The 16,140-nt window shown below is 61.3% G+C and carries 12 protein-coding genes; 7 read left to right on the top strand and 5 right to left on the bottom strand.

Translation table 11 applies throughout. The features are described from left to right. Nucleotides 1-108: 108 nt before the first annotated feature. Nucleotides 109-630 carry a DUF4142 domain-containing protein gene (locus ABVN21_RS07310; protein ID WP_339556160.1) on the top strand — a complete coding sequence of 174 codons (522 nt, stop codon included), beginning with the start codon at nucleotides 109-111 and terminating at the stop codon, nucleotides 628-630. 55 nt (nucleotides 631-685) lie between these two features. Here the strand turns inward: ABVN21_RS07310 and ABVN21_RS07305 are convergent, their stop codons facing one another. Then, entirely contained in the window at nucleotides 686-874 is a 189-nt protein-coding gene (locus ABVN21_RS07305) for a hypothetical protein (protein ID WP_339556181.1), read from the bottom strand. A gap of 220 nt (nucleotides 875-1,094) precedes the next feature. On the opposite strand from ABVN21_RS07305, the gene ABVN21_RS07300 reads away from it, so the two are divergent. Genes ABVN21_RS07300 through ABVN21_RS07275 form a run of 6 tightly spaced genes read left to right on the top strand, consistent with a single transcriptional unit; the run spans nucleotide 1,095 to nucleotide 6,522 of the window. Beyond that, a complete protein-coding gene (locus ABVN21_RS07300; protein ID WP_339556159.1) occupies nucleotides 1,095-1,946 on the top strand; it encodes an STAS domain-containing protein in 852 nt (283 codons plus the stop codon). A 4-nt stretch (nucleotides 1,947-1,950) separates the two neighbouring features. Beyond that, entirely contained in the window at nucleotides 1,951-2,313 is a 363-nt protein-coding gene (locus ABVN21_RS07295; protein WP_339556158.1) for an STAS domain-containing protein, read from the top strand. Then, a complete protein-coding gene (locus tag ABVN21_RS07290; protein ID WP_339556157.1) occupies nucleotides 2,310-2,714 on the top strand; it encodes an anti-sigma regulatory factor in 405 nt (134 codons plus the stop codon). Before ABVN21_RS07295 ends, ABVN21_RS07290 begins: the two co-directional genes overlap by 4 nt. After that, nucleotides 2,711-3,721 (top strand): ATP-binding protein, encoded by a 1,011-nt coding sequence (locus ABVN21_RS07285; protein ID WP_339556178.1) that lies wholly within the window; start codon nucleotides 2,711-2,713, stop codon nucleotides 3,719-3,721. Before ABVN21_RS07290 ends, ABVN21_RS07285 begins: the two co-directional genes overlap by 4 nt. Continuing rightward, nucleotides 3,714-4,589 (top strand): ATP-binding protein, encoded by an 876-nt coding sequence (locus ABVN21_RS07280; RefSeq protein WP_339556156.1) that lies wholly within the window; start codon nucleotides 3,714-3,716, stop codon nucleotides 4,587-4,589. Before ABVN21_RS07285 ends, ABVN21_RS07280 begins: the two co-directional genes overlap by 8 nt. Next, nucleotides 4,579-6,522, top strand: coding sequence for a response regulator (locus tag ABVN21_RS07275; RefSeq protein ID WP_339556155.1), 1,944 nt, complete (start codon nucleotides 4,579-4,581; stop codon nucleotides 6,520-6,522). The genes ABVN21_RS07280 and ABVN21_RS07275 overlap by 11 nt, the downstream gene beginning before the upstream one ends. Before the next feature lie 119 nt (nucleotides 6,523-6,641). Here the strand turns inward: ABVN21_RS07275 and uvrA are convergent, their stop codons facing one another. The 4 genes from uvrA to ABVN21_RS07255 form a co-directional block, all read right to left on the bottom strand. Beyond that, nucleotides 6,642-9,275 (bottom strand): excinuclease ABC subunit UvrA, encoded by a 2,634-nt coding sequence (gene uvrA / locus ABVN21_RS07270; RefSeq protein ID WP_339556154.1) that lies wholly within the window; start codon nucleotides 9,273-9,275, stop codon nucleotides 6,642-6,644. A gap of 135 nt (nucleotides 9,276-9,410) precedes the next feature. After that, nucleotides 9,411-11,522 carry an ATP-binding protein gene (locus tag ABVN21_RS07265; RefSeq protein ID WP_339556153.1) on the bottom strand — a complete coding sequence of 704 codons (2,112 nt, stop codon included), beginning with the start codon at nucleotides 11,520-11,522 and terminating at the stop codon, nucleotides 9,411-9,413. Nucleotides 11,523-11,650: 128 nt separating this feature from the next. Continuing rightward, complete coding sequence (locus ABVN21_RS07260) at nucleotides 11,651-14,749, bottom strand: error-prone DNA polymerase (RefSeq protein ID WP_339556152.1); 3,099 nt, start codon at nucleotides 14,747-14,749, stop codon at nucleotides 11,651-11,653. Next, the gene (locus ABVN21_RS07255; RefSeq protein ID WP_339556151.1) at nucleotides 14,725-16,140 is read right to left on the bottom strand and encodes a DNA polymerase Y family protein; all 1,416 of its coding nucleotides are present in this window, start codon (nucleotides 16,138-16,140) and stop codon (nucleotides 14,725-14,727) included. The genes ABVN21_RS07260 and ABVN21_RS07255 overlap by 25 nt, the downstream gene beginning before the upstream one ends.

Here is a 16,140-nt window from a genome sequence, read left to right as displayed (position 1 = left end):
TCCGTTCGTCGCCCTGTCGCAAATGCGATAAAACCTTTATCCAGGCCGCAGCCTCCACAGATTAACGATCAACCAGATCGCCAATAAAAACTGTGTGGAGAAGAACCAATGGACGGATTTAACCTGCGCCACCTCACGCTGGCCATCGCCCTGAGTACCAGCATGAGCGCGGCATTCGCGGCGACCTCCAATGATTTTGTCGACAAGGCAGCCGCTGGCGGCATTGCCGAGATCGAAACCAGCCGACTGGCGCTGGAAAAAAGCCAATCGGCAGACGTCAAGGCATTCGCCAACATGATGATCACCGACCATTCCAAGGCCAACGATGAACTGGCAGCCATTGCGAAAAAGAACGACATCGAAGTGCCGGACACCACAACGCTGGTAAAACAGGCCAAGGAAAAGATCCTCGACATGCGTGACGAGTCCTTCGATTCGGCCTACGCCAACAACCAGGTCAAGGCTCACGAAGACACCATTGAGCTGTTCAAGAAAGAAGCCAACACCGTGACCGACGACAAAACCAAAGGCGCAACCGAGCTCAAAGGCTTCGCGCAAAAAATGCTGCCGGGGCTGGAAAAACACCTGGAGATGGCGAAAAAACTCCAGGCTGCCCATCCGGACAAATAATCCTCGTCAAACAAAAAGACCGCATGAACGATGCGGTCTTTTTGTTTGGATCCTTCTAGCCGCCATCGGTATCGATATCGGCATCCGTGTCGTCGCCAGGCGCGGGTCGGTCGGGATTGGGTTTGAAGCCTGGACTGAACTCGTTGTCGTTGTCACTGTGAACATTTTTCTGGTCGACCGCTTTGTCAGCACTTTCCGGCGCGGGCGTCCTGGCGTTTTGGTCTCGTTCATTTTTTTCTTTCATAGGGACCTCGTTTGTCACTGTGCGGCCGAAACAGTCGGGCCTTATCAATTCGAAGCCACCAAGCGGGCAACGTTCCCTTCGCCTTTGACCTACAGTCCTTGTGTATCGGATGAAAAATTCCTTTTAAAAGCGAACAACTATTTCATCCGCCAAATGTCACTGTTTTTGCGCCGATCGTTTTTCAGGGAATCGGCCGAATTCACTCAAGGAGTCAAGTCTCATGGCGGCACTGCAATCCAGCACTCTCGATGCGATGAAACACAACCAGGCACAACTGCTTGCCGAATGGAAAAGCGGCCTGGAGACCAGTGGCGCTACGCGCAATCTCAAGGAGCAGGATCTGCAACAGCAGACCTCGGAATTCCTCCAACTGGTCATCTCGGGTCTGCAAAATGGCAACGGCCAAAACGTTGCTGCGTCCGGCTGGGATGAAATTCGCCAGTTTCTCGACAAGCTCTCCCATAGCCGCGCCCTGCTCGGCCAGGATTCGCACCAGACCGCCAGTTTCATCTTCTCGTTGAAAGGCCCGCTGTTCACACTGTTGCAGAATCATTACCAGGACAGCCCGGCGCTGCTGGCCGAACAACTTTGGGAAGTCTCCGAACTGCTCGATGCCCTGGGCATGCACACCATCCGCACTTTTCAAAAATCCCGTGAAGCGGTGATCAAGCGCCAGCAAGAAGAGTTGCTGGAACTGTCGACCCCGGTGGTCAAGCTCTGGGACGGTGTATTGGCGTTGCCGATGATCGGCACCCTCGACTCGCAGCGCACCCAGGTGGTGATGGAATCGCTGCTGCAGCGGATCGTCGACACCGGTTCCGAGATCGCCATTATCGACATTACCGGCGTGCCGACCGTCGACACCCTGGTGGCCCAGCACTTGCTCAAGACCGTGACCGCTATTCGCCTGATGGGTGCCGATTGCATCATCAGCGGTGTGCGCCCGCAAATCGCCCAGACCATCGTGCACCTGGGGCTGGACCTGCAAGGCGTGGTGACCAAGGCCAATTTGGCCGATGCCCTCAAACTGGCCCTTACCCGGTTGGGACTGACCATCCACAAGGCGAATTAAGCCGATGGAACGCATTCCGATTTTGCAAATGGGCGACTTCCTGCTGGTGACCATTCAGGTCGACATGCATGACCAGTTGGCCCTGACCCTTCAAGACGACCTGTCCGAGCGCATCAGCCGGACGTCCGCTCGCGGCGTGTTGATCGATATTTCCGCCCTCGACATGGTGGACTCATTCATTGGCCGGATGATCGGGACCATTTCCGGGCTGTCGAGAATCATGGATGCCCAGACCGTACTGGTGGGCATGCAGCCAGCGGTGGCGATTACCCTGGTGGAACTTGGCATGACCCTGCCCGGCGTGAGTACCGCGCTGAATGTCGAACGCGGGATGAAACTGCTTCATGAACGAGTACGCGACCAATGACTGTGCGCAGCAGCGGCACTCATCCGATCAACATCGAGCAGGACGTCGTCCTGGCCCGCCAACTGACGCGCAAACTCGCCCAGGAATGCGGCATGCGCCTGATCGACCTGACCAAGCTGGTGACCGCGGTCAGCGAGTTGGCGCGCAACACCATGGTGTACGGCGGTGGCGGCGACATGGACTGGGAAATCCTCGACGAAAATTCACGCACCGGCCTGCGCCTGGTCTTCCGTGACGAAGGGCCGGGTATCCCCGATATCAAACTAGCCATGACCGACGGCTGGACCTCCGGCTCCGGCCTCGGGCTGGGACTGACCGGTGCCAAGCGCCTGGTGAATGAGTTCGAACTCGACACCGCGCCAGGCAAGGGCACTCGCATAACGATTACCCGATGGACATGAATATCAGCGGTTCGATGACACAAGTGCTGGTCATCGAGGACAGTAGCCAAGTCGGTCACGCCCGACGCACCGCGCAAAGACTCGCGGAACAACACGGCTTCGACACCACAGATTCGGGGCGTGTGGCGCTGGTCGCCACCGAGCTTGCCAGCAACATTCTCAAGCATGCCTCCCGTGGCGAATTGCACCTGAGGGTCTTGCCCCGCGCCAGTGGCTACGGCATCGAGATGCTCGCCATCGACCGCGCCAATGGCTTCGACCTGCAGGCGTGCCTGGCCGATGGTTTTTCCACCGGCGGCACCCAAGGCATCGGACTTGGCGCCGTGTCTCGCCAGACCGAGGTGTTCGATGTGTATGCCGATTCACGGGGCGCCGTGCTGCTCACGCGGTTGTACCCGAAGGCGGACAAAGCGGCGGATCGACGCATCGGCGTCAGCCAGCATTCCTTGCACCACGATCCGGCTTGCGGCGATGTCTGGCACCTGGCGTTTGACGGGGCACACATCAGCGCTCTGGTGATCGATGGCCTGGGCCATGGCGAAGAGGCGGAACATGCCGCCCGCGCCGGCGAGAAAGCCTTCGCGCTGATGCCGTTCGCCTCACCGCTGCTGGTGCTGGAAGACGTTCATCAAGCCATGATCGGTACCCGTGGCGGTGCGCTGGCCATTGCCCAGTTCGACGCTGCCGGCGACACGTTGAAATTCGTCGGCATCGGCAACATCGGCGCCTGCCTGATCGCGCCGGACAAGTCCCGCGGCCTGGCCTCCCATCCCGGCATCGTCGGCGGCCAATATCGAAAGGCGCAACCCTTTGACTATGCTCAGGTGAACGGACAGCTATTGATCATGTACAGCGACGGCCTGCAATCGCGTTGGAACCTGCAGGATTACCCGGGCCTGGTACACCGCCATCCCGCCGTCATCGCTGCGATTCTGCACCGGGATTTCTGCCGAGGACGGGACGATGTCTCAGTGCTGGTCATTGCTCTGGAGGCAGACCATGGCTGAATTACCCATGAGTCAGATTGACGAACAAGCCGCACTGATCGCCCGACTGCAAGGCGAAGCCAATGCCTTGCGTGAAGAATTGGATGAAACCAACCAGGGCGTTCTGGCGCTGTACGCTGAACTCGATGCCCAGGCTGAACAACTGCGCCAGGCCTCGGACCTGAAAAGTCGTTTCCTGTCGTACATGAGCCATGAGTTCCGCACGCCCCTGGGCTCGATCCTGAGCATCGCCAGCCTGCTGACCGATGAGCTCGATGGACCCTTGAGTCCCGAGCAACACAAGCAGGTCGCCTTTGTCAGCAATTCCGCCCGCGAACTGAGCGACATGGTCGACGACTTGCTGGATCTGGCGAAGATCGAGGCCGGGCGCATCAGCATTTCACCGGCCTGGTTCGACATGTTCGACCTGTTTGCCGCGCTGCGCGGGATGTTTCGCCCGATTGTCGATGCCAGTGCGGTCGACCTCATATTCGAAGAGCCGGTGGGCCTGCCGCAGCTGTACACCGACGACAAGAAACTCGCGCAAATCCTGCGCAATTTCATCGCCAACTCGCTGAAGTTCACCACCCGCGGGGAAGTCCGGGTTTCGGCCCGGATGGAAAACAGCTCCCACGTTCGTTTTGCCGTCAGCGATACCGGAATAGGTATCGCTCCAGAGCTACATGGCGCATTGTTTGAGGACTTCTCCCAGGTCGATTCACCGTTGCAAAAACGCCTGCGCGGCACCGGACTCGGACTGTCCCTGTGCAAACGCTTCGCCGGTTTGCTGAATGGCGAAGTCGGGATGCAGAGTCAGCCAGGCGCAGGCTCGACCTTTTTCGTGATCATCCCGCTGGCCATCGCCATGGAGCCTGCCGATGAAGCGTGACATCCGATTACTCATTGTCGACGACAACATCGCCACGCGCTACGCGCTGCGTCGACGCCTGGAGAGCCACGGATATGAAGTACTGGAAGCGGGCACCGGCAGCGAAGGCCTGGAGCTGATCGACAGCGTCACCCTCGATGCGCTGATTCTCGACGTCAACCTGCCAGACATGAGCGGTTTCGACATCGTCCGCAAACTGCGCTCCGATCCCGCGACAGCCCTGCTGCCGGTGATCCACGTGTCGGCGGCGTCGATCCAGACCGGCGACATCATCACCGGTCTGGACGCCGGGGCCGATGCTTATCTGATTCACCCGGTCGACCCGGATGTGCTGCTGGCGACCCTGCGCACCTTGCTGCGGGTGCGCGAAACCGAAAATGCCCTGCGTGCCAGCGAGGCGCGCTTTCGCGAGATTTTTGTCAATGTTTCCGCACCCATTGCGGTGCTGGATGCCGAGATGAAAGTGCATGAATGCAACCATGCATTCGCGCAACTGATTCAGGACAATCGCAACCCGGACACCCTGCTTGAATGTTTCGCCGAGGACCAAAAAGCCGTCATCGAAGAACTGCGCCTGCGGCTGGCTTATGGTGAGCGCTGGAAAGGCACGTTGAGCATGCGAGTCGGCGGCGAAATTCGCGAAACCGAGTGGCAGATTTCGCCTTACCGAACGCCGGAGTTGAGCCTGGTGTTTGTCGAAGATGTCACCGAACACCGGCACCGTGAACGCTCGCACCTGGCACGCCTTGACGATGCCACGGAACAACTGGCCAAGGAGGTCGCCGAACGCGCGCGCACTGAGGCGCAGCTGTTGCAGGTGCAGAAAATGGATGCGCTGGGCAAGTTGACCGGCGGCATCGCCCACGATTTCAACAACCTGCTCACCGGCATCATCACCAGCCTGGAACTGATCCAGAAACGAGTCGCCGAGTCTCGCACCGACAAGGTTCAGTTCTATACCGAAGCGGCCTTGAGTTCAGCCATGAGCGCAGCTGGCCTGACCCATCGACTGCTGGCTTTCGCCCGACAACAGCCACTCGACACCCGGCCCGTGGACATCAACGAGCACATCCGCTCACTCGAAGAACTATTGGGACGCACCATCGGCGAACGCATATCGCTGAAACTGGAACTGACCTCGAAAGCGGCGATTGCGCTGGTCGACCCGATCCAGCTGGAAAGCGCCGTGCTCAACCTGGTGATCAACGCGCGTGACGCCATGCCCCAGGGCGGCAATATCTGGGTCAACACCTATGCCGCTTACTCCCATGGCGACCCGAATCTGGCCGATGGCGCGTACGTCGCGTTGTCGGTGCGCGATGACGGCACGGGTATCGAGCACCACGTGATCGACAAGGTGTTTGATCCGTTTTTCACCACCAAACCGTTGGGCCAGGGCACCGGATTGGGCTTGTCGACCATCTACGGTTTCGCCCGGCAATCCGGGGGCGATGCGCATATCCGCAGTGTGGCGCGACGCGGCACCGAAGTGACCATCATGCTGCCCGCCAGCTCTGATCCCACGGTGACCGAAGCGGCGCCGGTTACCGTCGATCCGCAAGGGGCCGGCGAGCATGTCTTGATTGTCGAGGATACGCCGTCGGTGCGGATGTTCGTGGCTGAAGTGCTGGTGGACGCTGGCTACCGCTGCACGCAAGTCGCCGACATCGAAGGTGCCCTCGAACGCTTGCAGAAAGACGAGTCCATCGACCTGCTGCTGACCGACGTCGGCCTGCCGCGCATGAGCGGTCGGGAACTGGCCGATGTCGCGCGCGGCTGGCGAGAGAAGCTGCCAATCCTGTTCATGACCGGCTACGCCGAAACCGCGCTCAACCGTCAGGTGTTCCTCGGCGATGGCATGGAAATGCTGATCAAGCCGTTCCAGATCAAGGAACTGCTGGATAAGGTACGGCGCACGATAGACGGTGCCTGATGCACCGTCATCGCCGGCAAGCCGGCTCCTACAAGATTATGTGAACGCCAACTATCCCTGTAGGAGCTGGCTTGCCAGCGATAGCAATTCTAAAAACACCATCGCCAGCAAGCCGGCGCCTAGAGATTGAGGGCTCTGGCAAGGAACGGCGCCGTCCGGCTCTTCTTGCTTTTCGCGACTTTCTGCGGCGTCCCCGCCACGACAATCTTGCCGCCCTGATCCCCCGCCCCCGGCCCGATATCGATCACCCAGTCACTCTGTGCCACCACGCGCATTTCGTGTTCGACAACGATCACCGTGTGCCCCGCCGTCACGAGGTTGTTCAACTGTTCGAGCAAGCGATCGACGTCTCGCGGGTGCAACCCGGTCGTCGGTTCGTCGAGCACATAAAGCGTCGCCCCGCGCTGGTTGCGTTGCAGTTCGGTGGCCAGTTTGATCCGTTGCGCCTCGCCGCCCGAAAGCTCCGTCGCCGGTTGGCCGAGACGCAAATAACCCAGGCCAATATCGCGCAACACCTCCAACGAGCGGCGGATAGCCGCTTGCTCGGTGAACACCTCAACCGCTTCGTCGACGGTCAATTGCAGCACCTGGGCGATGTTACGGTCCTGCCAGGTGATCGCCAGCGTCTCGGGGTTATAGCGGGCGCCGTGGCAGGTCGGGCAAGGCGCATAGACGCTGGGCATGAACAACAATTCGACACTGACAAATCCTTCGCCTTCGCACGTCGGGCAGCGCCCCTTGGCGACGTTGAAAGAAAACTGCCCGGCGTCATAACCCGCCGTTTGAGCGTCAGGCGTGGCGGCATAGAGCTTGCGAACGTTGTCGAACAGGCCGGTGTAGGTCGCGAGGTTGGAGCGCGGGGTGCGGCCGATGGGTTTCTGGTCGACCTGCACCAGACGCTTGATCGATGCCAGGCCCGCCGTGACCTGTCCTCCGCTGGTTTGTGGCGTGTCGTCTTCCAGGTTCAGTTCTTCCGGCTCACTCTCGGTCACCGGACGCCCAAGGTGCGCGCCGACCAACTCCAGCAACGCCTGGCTGACCAGACTCGATTTGCCCGAACCCGAGACACCGGTGACGGAGGTAAAACAACCCAGCGGAAACTCGACACTGAGGTCGTTCAGGTTGTTGCGGGTGATGCCCTCCAAGCGCAGCCAATCAGTGGCCTGGCGGGCGGCGCGGGGTTGAGTGACCTGCTCGGCGAACAGATAGGCGCGGGTTTGCGAGTCCTTCACATCGGCCAGACCCGCCGGCGCGCCGCTGTACAGCACTCGCCCGCCATGCTCGCCCGCCGCCGGGCCGACGTCGATCAACCAGTCGGCACGGCGCATGGTTTCCAGGTCGTGCTCGACGACGAATAAGGTATTGCCCGCCGCTTTCAGGCGTTGCAGGGCTTCGAACAGCGCCTCGCCATCCGCCGGATGCAGGCCGGCCGAGGGTTCGTCCAGCACGTAGATCACGCCGAACAACTGTGAACCCAACTGCGTCGCCAGACGCAAGCGCTGCAACTCGCCGGACGACAGCGTTGGCGTGCTGCGTTCCAGTGCCAGATAACCGAGGCCAAGATCGGTCAGGGTGCTGACCCGTTCCAGCAAGTCCTGAGCGATTCGTTGCGCGGCCAGACGCTTTTCCACCGACAGGTTCGGCGTGTGCCGCACGTCCGGAGCGTTGGCGTGGCCGCTGGCGCCGTGGGCCACTCGTTGTTCGCGGGCTTCGCGGGTCTGGGTGTGAGTCAACACCTCACCGGCCTCTTCGCCCTCTTCAAGATAATGCTGGGCCGCCACCGGCTTCAGTACTTCGGCCACTTGCAGCAGCGGCATCTGCGACAACTCGCCGATGTCATAGCCGGCGAACGTCACCGACAACGCCTCGCGCTTGAGGCGCTTGCCGTCGCACAACGGGCACGGGCTGCCGAGCATGAATTGCGAGACACGCTTCTTCATCAACGCGCTTTGCGAGTGGGTGAAGGTGTGCAGGATGTAGCGCCGCGCGCCGGTGAATGTGCCCTGGTAACTGGGCTCCATTTTGCGCTTGAGCGCGACTCGGGTTTCCTCTGGCGTGAGCCCGGCATACACCGGCACCGTCGGGGTTTCTTCGGTGAAGAGAATCCAGTCGCGCTGTTTTTTTGGCAGTTTGCGCCAAGGGATGTCGACGTCGATGCCCATGGTCACCAGGATGTCGCGCAGGTTCTGGCCCTGCCAGGCCAGGGGCCAGGAAGCAACGGCGCGCTGGCGGATGGTCAGGTTCGGCTCCGGCACCATCAACGCTTCGGTGACTTCATACACCCGGCCCAAACCGTGGCATTCGGGGCATGCACCTTGAGGTGTATTGGGGGAAAAATCCTCGGCGTACAGCATCGGTTGTCCCGGCGGATAACTGCCGGCGCGGGAGTACAGCATGCGGATCAGGCTCGACAACGTGGTCACGCTACCCACTGAAGAACGCGTGCTCGGCGTACCTCGCTGTTGCTGCAAGGCCACCGCCGGCGGCAGGCCTTCGATGGAATCGACGTCCGGCACGCCGACCTGATCGATCAGCCGCCGCGCGTACGGCGCCACGGATTCGAAGTAGCGCCGTTGAGCCTCAGCGTAGAGGGTGGAAAACGCCAGGGACGACTTCCCCGAACCGGACACACCGGTGAAGACCACCAGTGCGTCGCGGGGAATATCGACATCGATGTTCTTGAGGTTGTGCTCCCGGGCCCCGCGCACCTTGACCATGCCGGAGGTTGGGTTGGTGGTGCGCGTGGAAGTCATCAGGTCGCCTTGTTTAATTTCCCGGAAAACAACTGACCGTAGGAGCTGGCTTGCCAGCGATCGCGTCGTGTCAATTGCTTCTGTGTTGACTACGAAGCCGCCATCGCTGGCAAGCCCGCCCCTACAGGTTTTTGGTTAACCGTAGAGGACGCTGCGAATCATTCGGGTCAGCGCGTCGGGGCTGTAGGGTTTGCTCAGCAAATGGGTATCCGGGCCGAGCTGGTGGTTGCGCGAAATAATGTCACGGGTGTGCCCCGAGGTGAACAGCACCGTCACCGGCGGGTTTTGCACTTTCGCCCACGCCGCAAGGTCGGAACTCTTGATCAGGCCAGGCATGACCACGTCGGTGAAAATCAGGTCCACCGTCACACCTTCCAGCAACATCTGCATCGCGGCGTCGGCATTGGCGGCTGTCAGCACCTGATAACCCTCTTCGCGCAGCAACTCCACGGTCGAAACTCGCACCGCTTCATTGTCCTCGACCACCAGTACCCGCTCATGGCCGCCCCGTTGCTGCACGTCCGGGATGGTCGTTTCACTGCCCGCCAAGCGCAGGCTGCGCGGGAAATACATCTGCACCCGAGTGCCTTGGTCAACGACGCTGGACATCTCGATATGCCCGCCGCTCTGTTTGACGAAGCCGAATACCATACTCAAGCCCAGCCCTGTGCCCTGGCCATCGGGTTTAGTGGTGAAAAACGGTTCAAACGCCTGCGCGAGCACCGGCGGCGCCATGCCGACGCCCGCATCGGCCACCGATACACGCACATAGTCACCAGACGGGATGCCCTTGCCCGCGCAAAACGCGCGATCAAGGAAGATGTTGTCGGCACTGAGGTCGATGGTCCCCTCGCCCTTCATGGCGTCCCGGGCATTGATCGCCAGGTTGAGGATGGCATTTTCCAATTGGTTGCGATCGACGAAAACCTGCCAAGGGTCTACGGGCGCCGACAAATGGATCTGGATAATTTCCCCTAGCGCACGCTGCAACAATTCACCCAAGTCGTCGAAGATCTGCTGAGGCGTGCAAATCGCCGGGGACAACGGTTGACGACGGGCAAACGCGAGCAGTTGCGAGGACAGTTTTGCACCGCGCTCAACGGCGGCAATCGACGCCGCGACCCGGCGCTGGACGTTGGCGTTGTCCGGCTCATGCCGGGCCAGCAAGTGAAGGTTGCCGGCGATCACTTGCAGCAGGTTGTTGAAGTCGTGAGCCACGCCACCGGTGAGGCCACCAATGGCCTCGAGTTTCTGCGACTGGCGCAGTTGCTCCTCCGCCGCCATCCGCGCTTCGACTTCGTCAGCCACCCGTTGCTCAAGGTTGCGGGTGAACCTGAGCAGGGATTCTTCGGCGATTTTGCGTTCATGGATGTCGATCAACACCCCGGGGAAACGAAACGGCTCGCGCTGTTCGTCGAACTCGCAACAACCGCTGGCCAGTACCCACAGGTAAGTGCCATCGGGGCGAATGACCCGATATTCAGCGTTGAAGGACTCGCCGGTTTCGACGGATTGCTGGACCTGTTCCTGCACCCAACTGAGATCATCGGGGTGGATACGTGCTTCAGCGATGTCCTGTGGCAGGTTGTCCAGTGGCACGTCGGCGGGATAAGAAAAGGTCCGGGCGAAACGCTCATCACCGCTCAGCACATTGCCTTTGACGTCCCAGACGAACGAGCCAAGCAAAGCCCCGGCATTCAGTGCCAGGCGAACCCGTTCGTTGTCGGCGCGATAGGCGTTTTCGGCAGCCTGACGCAGGCGTTCGGACATCACGAATTCCGTGGTCTCGACCACCATCGCCATGACCCCGGCCGGGCGTCCGTCATCATCGGATACCGGGCTGTAATAGAGGTCGAGCCAGACGTCTTCGGGAATCCCGTCGCGCAGCAGCACCAACTCCTTATTGCGGTAGGACAAGGTGCCACCGGACAGGCAGGTGTCGACGACATGCCGATTGAACTCGGCGACTTCCGGCCAGCCCAGTTCTACCGGAGAACCCAACAGGTAAGGATGGCGCCCGCCGGCAAATTCTGAATAAGCGTCGTTATAGATCATGAAGCCGGAGCGGCCCCAGAGCATCACCATCGGCAATGGTGAAGCGAGCATCAACTGCACCGTACTGCTCAGGCTTTTCGACCAGGTATCGAGAGCCCCCAGCTCGGTCCGGCTCCAGTCGAACGCACGAATGCGCCCGGCCATTTCGCCGCCCCAGCCGGCACACCCGTGGCTATTTTCTAGAAACTGCATCGGTTGGCTCTGTCCCGGTAATCCACACCCGTTTGTTTCGAGCATTGCGGATGGCATTGGTTTCATGGAGGTTAGCTGATTCGCATCGTCAACGCTTCTGTGGCGAGGGAGCTTGCTCCCCGCGTAGGTTAGCGGAAATCCCGGCTGCGAACGCTGATGCCGTCCAGCAGTGGAGTCAGGTCGCTCAAGCGTCCGGCAATCAGGTGTCGTACTTCGCCTTCCTTTTCCCAGCGCCCATCGACCTTGAGCAACTGCGAGCCCACCAGCACCTGGCGCTGGCGCTCTGCCAGGTCGCGCCAGACCACCACGTTGACGTTGCCGAACTCGTCTTCCAGGGTGACGAAGGTTACGCCGCTGGCGGTGCTTGGCCGCTGTCGTCCGGTCACCAGCCCGGCGACGCTGACCGGCCGCCCATGTTCCACCTCCAGCAACTCCTTCGAACTGCGGCAGCGCAGGGCTTTCAACTCACTGCGCAACAAGGCCAGCGGATGCGGCCCGAGGGTGGTGCCGAGGCTGTTGTAATCGGCCAACAAATCCTCGCCGACCGTAGGTTTTGGCAGCATCACCGCGCCCTCCTCTTGACTGGGCAGGCCGGCAAACAGCCCAAGCTGTTTCTGCACCCCCGCGACTTCCCAGCGCGCCCGATGGCGGTCACCGGCCAGCCCCCGCAATGCACCGGCATCGGCCAGTTGTTCCTGGGCGCGGGCATCGAGTCGCGCCCGTTCGCCAAGGTCGGCGATGTCGGCAAACGCGCCACTCGCCCGCGCCACTTCGATGCGCCGGGCATCGTCCTCGCGAAAACCCTTGATCATCCGCATGCCCATGCGAATCGCCGGTTGCGCACCGGCAATCGGTTCGAGGCTGCAATCCCAATCGCTGGCCCGCACGTCCACCGGACGAATCTGCAAATGGTGGCGCCGAGCGTCCTGCAGAATCTGATCCGGACTGTAGAAGCCCATCGGCCAACTGTTGATCAACGCACAGGCGAAAGCCGCTGGTTCATGGCATTTCAACCAGCAACTGGCGTAGGTCAGCAAGGCAAAACTGGCGGCGTGGGACTCGGGGAAACCATAGCTGCCAAAGCCTTTGATCTGTTCGAAGATCTGCGCAGCGAAGTCAGCGGTGTAGCCTTTTTTCTTCATTCCGGCGGCCAGGCGATCCTTGTGCGGCTCCAGTCCGCCATGGCGTTTCCATGCCGCCATGGATCGGCGCAACTGATCGGCCTCGCCGGGGCTGTAGTCGGCGGCGACGATGGCGATCTGCATCACTTGTTCCTGGAACAGCGGGACACCGAGGGTGCGTTTCAACACCTCGCGCAACTCTTCGGAGGGATAGCTTTCGAGTTCTTCCTTGTTTCGTCGGCGCAAATACGGGTGCACCATGCCGCCCTGAATCGGCCCGGGGCGAACGATGGCCACCTCGATCACCAGGTCATAGAACTTGCGCGGCTTGAGCCTGGGTAGCATCGACATCTGTGCCCGGGACTCGATCTGGAATACACCGACGGTGTCGGCGCGGCCAATCATGTCGTAGGTCAACGCGTCTTCGGAGGGGATCGACGCCAGGCTCAAGTCCAGGTTGCGATGACGACGCAGCAAATCGAGACAACGACGAATCGCGCTGAGCATCCCCAGCGCGAGGATATCCACCTTGAGCAGGCCGACCGCATCGAGATCGTCCTTGTCCCACTGGATGATGGTGCGCTCGGCCATGGCGGCGTTTTCCACTGGCACGAGGTGGTCCAGCGGCTGCTCGGAAATCACGAAGCCACCGGGATGCTGGGACAGGTGCCGGGGGAAACCGATCAGTTGTTGGGTCAAACTCAACACCCGGCGCAGCACCGGGCTCTCGGGATCGAACCCGCCTTCACGCAGGCGCTCCACGGGCGGAGTTTCATCACTCCAGTGACCGCAGCAATCAGCCAGGGCGTTGATCTGATCCGGCGGCAGGCCCAATGCCTTGGCCACATCGCGCACGGCACCGGCCGCGTGGTAAGTGCTGACCACGGCGGTCAATGCCGCTCGAGTCCGGCCATAGCGCTGGAACACGTACTGCAAGACCTCTTCGCGACGTTCGTGCTCGAAGTCCACATCGATATCAGGCGGTTCGTCGCGTTCCTTGGAAAGAAAACGCTCGAACAGCATGTCCATCCGGTCGGGGTCGATCTCGGTGATGCCCAAGGCAAAGCACACCGCCGAGTTAGCCGCCGAACCCCGGCCCTGACAGAGAATTTTTTCGCGCCGGGCGAAGGCGACGATGTCCTGAACGGTGAGGAAATAACTCTCATAGCCCAACTCGGCGATCAGCCCCAGTTCCTTGTCGATCAAGCCGCGCACTTTCTCGCTCGCCCCATGAGGCCAGCGCTCGCACATGCCGCGCTCGGTCAATTCCCTCAGCCACGACGCTGCGCTGTGTCCGTCCGGCACCAGTTCCCGTGGATACTGATACCGCAACTGGCCAAGATCAAAGGTGCAGCGCCCGATAATGTTCAACGTTTCATCGAGCAAGGCTGGCGGATAGAGCTCTCGCAGCACGTCGAGGCTGCGCAAATGCCGTTCGCCGTTGGGGTGCAGGCGCAACCCGGCATCGGCCACCGGCAAGTGATGGCGGATCGCGGTCATGGTGTCCTGCAGGGCGCGCCGCCCGCGCGCGTGCATGTGCACATCACCGCTGGCCACCGCAGGAATCCGCAGCTCCCTGGACAAGATCAGCAGATCGTTGAGGCGCCGAGTATCGTCCTGACCACGATGCAACTGCACCGCCAGCCACAGGCGTTCATCGAAGGCCTGCTTGAGCCAGTGACCTTGTGCAAAATCATTGACCGCGTCCGGCACCCACAGTGCCAACAGCCCTGGCAACGGTTCATTGAAGTCTTCCCGCAGCACTTGATACTGGCCTTTCTGCGTACGGCGTCGGGCACGGGTGATCAGACGGCACAGGGTCTGGTAACCCTCAAGGTTCTCCACCAGCAACACCAGTTTCGGGCCATTTTCGATGCGGATTTCGCTGCCGATGATCAGCGGCAACTCCACGGACTTCGCCGCTTGCCAGGCGCGGACGATGCCGGACAGGGTGCATTCGTCGGTGATTGCCAGGGCTTGATAGCCCTGCTTTTTCGCCCGCTGAAACAGCTCGAGGGCACTGGAGGCACCGCGCTGGAAACTGAAGTTCGACAAGCAGTGCAGTTCGGCATATCCGGCGTTCATGCGAACCAGCCTTGCAGCCACAACGGACCATCCTCGCCCACCGCGCGATAGGCCCAGCCCTGTTGGCCGGTACGGGTTTCGATCAGGTAGTAGTCGCGGCGCACGTCAGCGCCGTCCCACCAGCCGGACTCAATGCGCTCCGGCCCCATGAGAATACGCGTCGAGCCTTCGTGCACCGCCAATGGCTCAGTCAGCAGCCAGCCCGGTCGCTGCACGGTCGGAAATCCCGCGCGAGGCTGGCTGTCGGCCCTGGCCTGCCACGTGCACTCGGGTCGGTGATCGGCCTGAAAGCGCAAGCCGTGCACCGCGTCATCCCCCAGCCGAGCCCGCAAGCGTTCGCGCAGTTGCTCCCAGGGCAGGGTCTGCTGCGGGCGATCATCGAACAGTTCCTGAAACTGCGGGACGAAGCTGGGCAAGTCTTCGGCGCGCAGACGAAAACCGCGCACCGGGGCTTCAACCTGGACCTGCTCCAGCCGCCCCCGGGCCAGTTCGAAAAGCATCCCCGGATCGCGCTCGGCGCTGAGCAGGCCGACCTTGATGACGGTATCCGGCAATCCGGCGTGTTCCAAGTGCAGATCGAAACGCTGCACGCCGCTGTCGCGACCGCAGAGGAACGCCGACAGGTCGCCGGTCAATCGACGCAGCGGAAACAACAAGGCCTGATGGGATTGCACATCGAAATTGAGCTCAATGCGCACATCGAAGCGGTCCGGCGGCAGGTAGAACGCCAGCGCCAACCGCCGTGTGCCCTGCAACGCATCCAGGTGTTTAAGCACCTGAGCCTCAAACCGCCGGGCCAGGCTGTGCCGGGGCAACGCCTGCACCTGGCTCAAGGTGCGCAGCCCCATGCGCGACAACGCCGTGGCGACGCTGGCCTCCAGACCAATCCGGTCGACGGGCAATTGCCCGAGGTAATGCTGCAAGGCTAGATCGTCGGGCACCACCAGGCCGTCATAGGCGTTGGCCAGCACCCGCGCCGCCACCGGGTTGGGGGCGGCGACAATGCGGTGACGAAACCCCAGTTCGCCGAGTTCGTTGCGCAAACGCGCCTCGAATTGCGGCCAGGCGCCAAACAGTCCCAGGCTGGACTCGATTTCAAACACCAGCGCCCGTGGATAATGGACGCTGACCTGGGAGCTGAAGCGATAGGCCCAGGCGGCGAGAAATTGCTGCCAGTGTTCGATGTCAGCGACGTCGTACTCGGCCGTGGCAAAGCCCTTGCTCAAGGCTTGCGCGGCGCTCATCGACTGCCCGGGACGCAAGCCCAGTGCCCGCGCCGGGCCGTTGACCGCCTGCAACACCCGACGCTGGGCCGGGCCGGTCAGCAGTGCGAGCGGCTCTTCGGGGTCGGCGCGTTGGCGCAGTACCGCGTCCAGCGCCAATTGCGGGAAAAGAATACAGACCCAGCGCAT

It is taken from the genome of Pseudomonas sp. MYb327, from assembly GCF_040438925.1.
Lineage (GTDB): Bacteria > Pseudomonadota > Gammaproteobacteria > Pseudomonadales > Pseudomonadaceae > Aquipseudomonas.
This window is presented reverse-complemented; position numbering and strand designations above follow the sequence as displayed.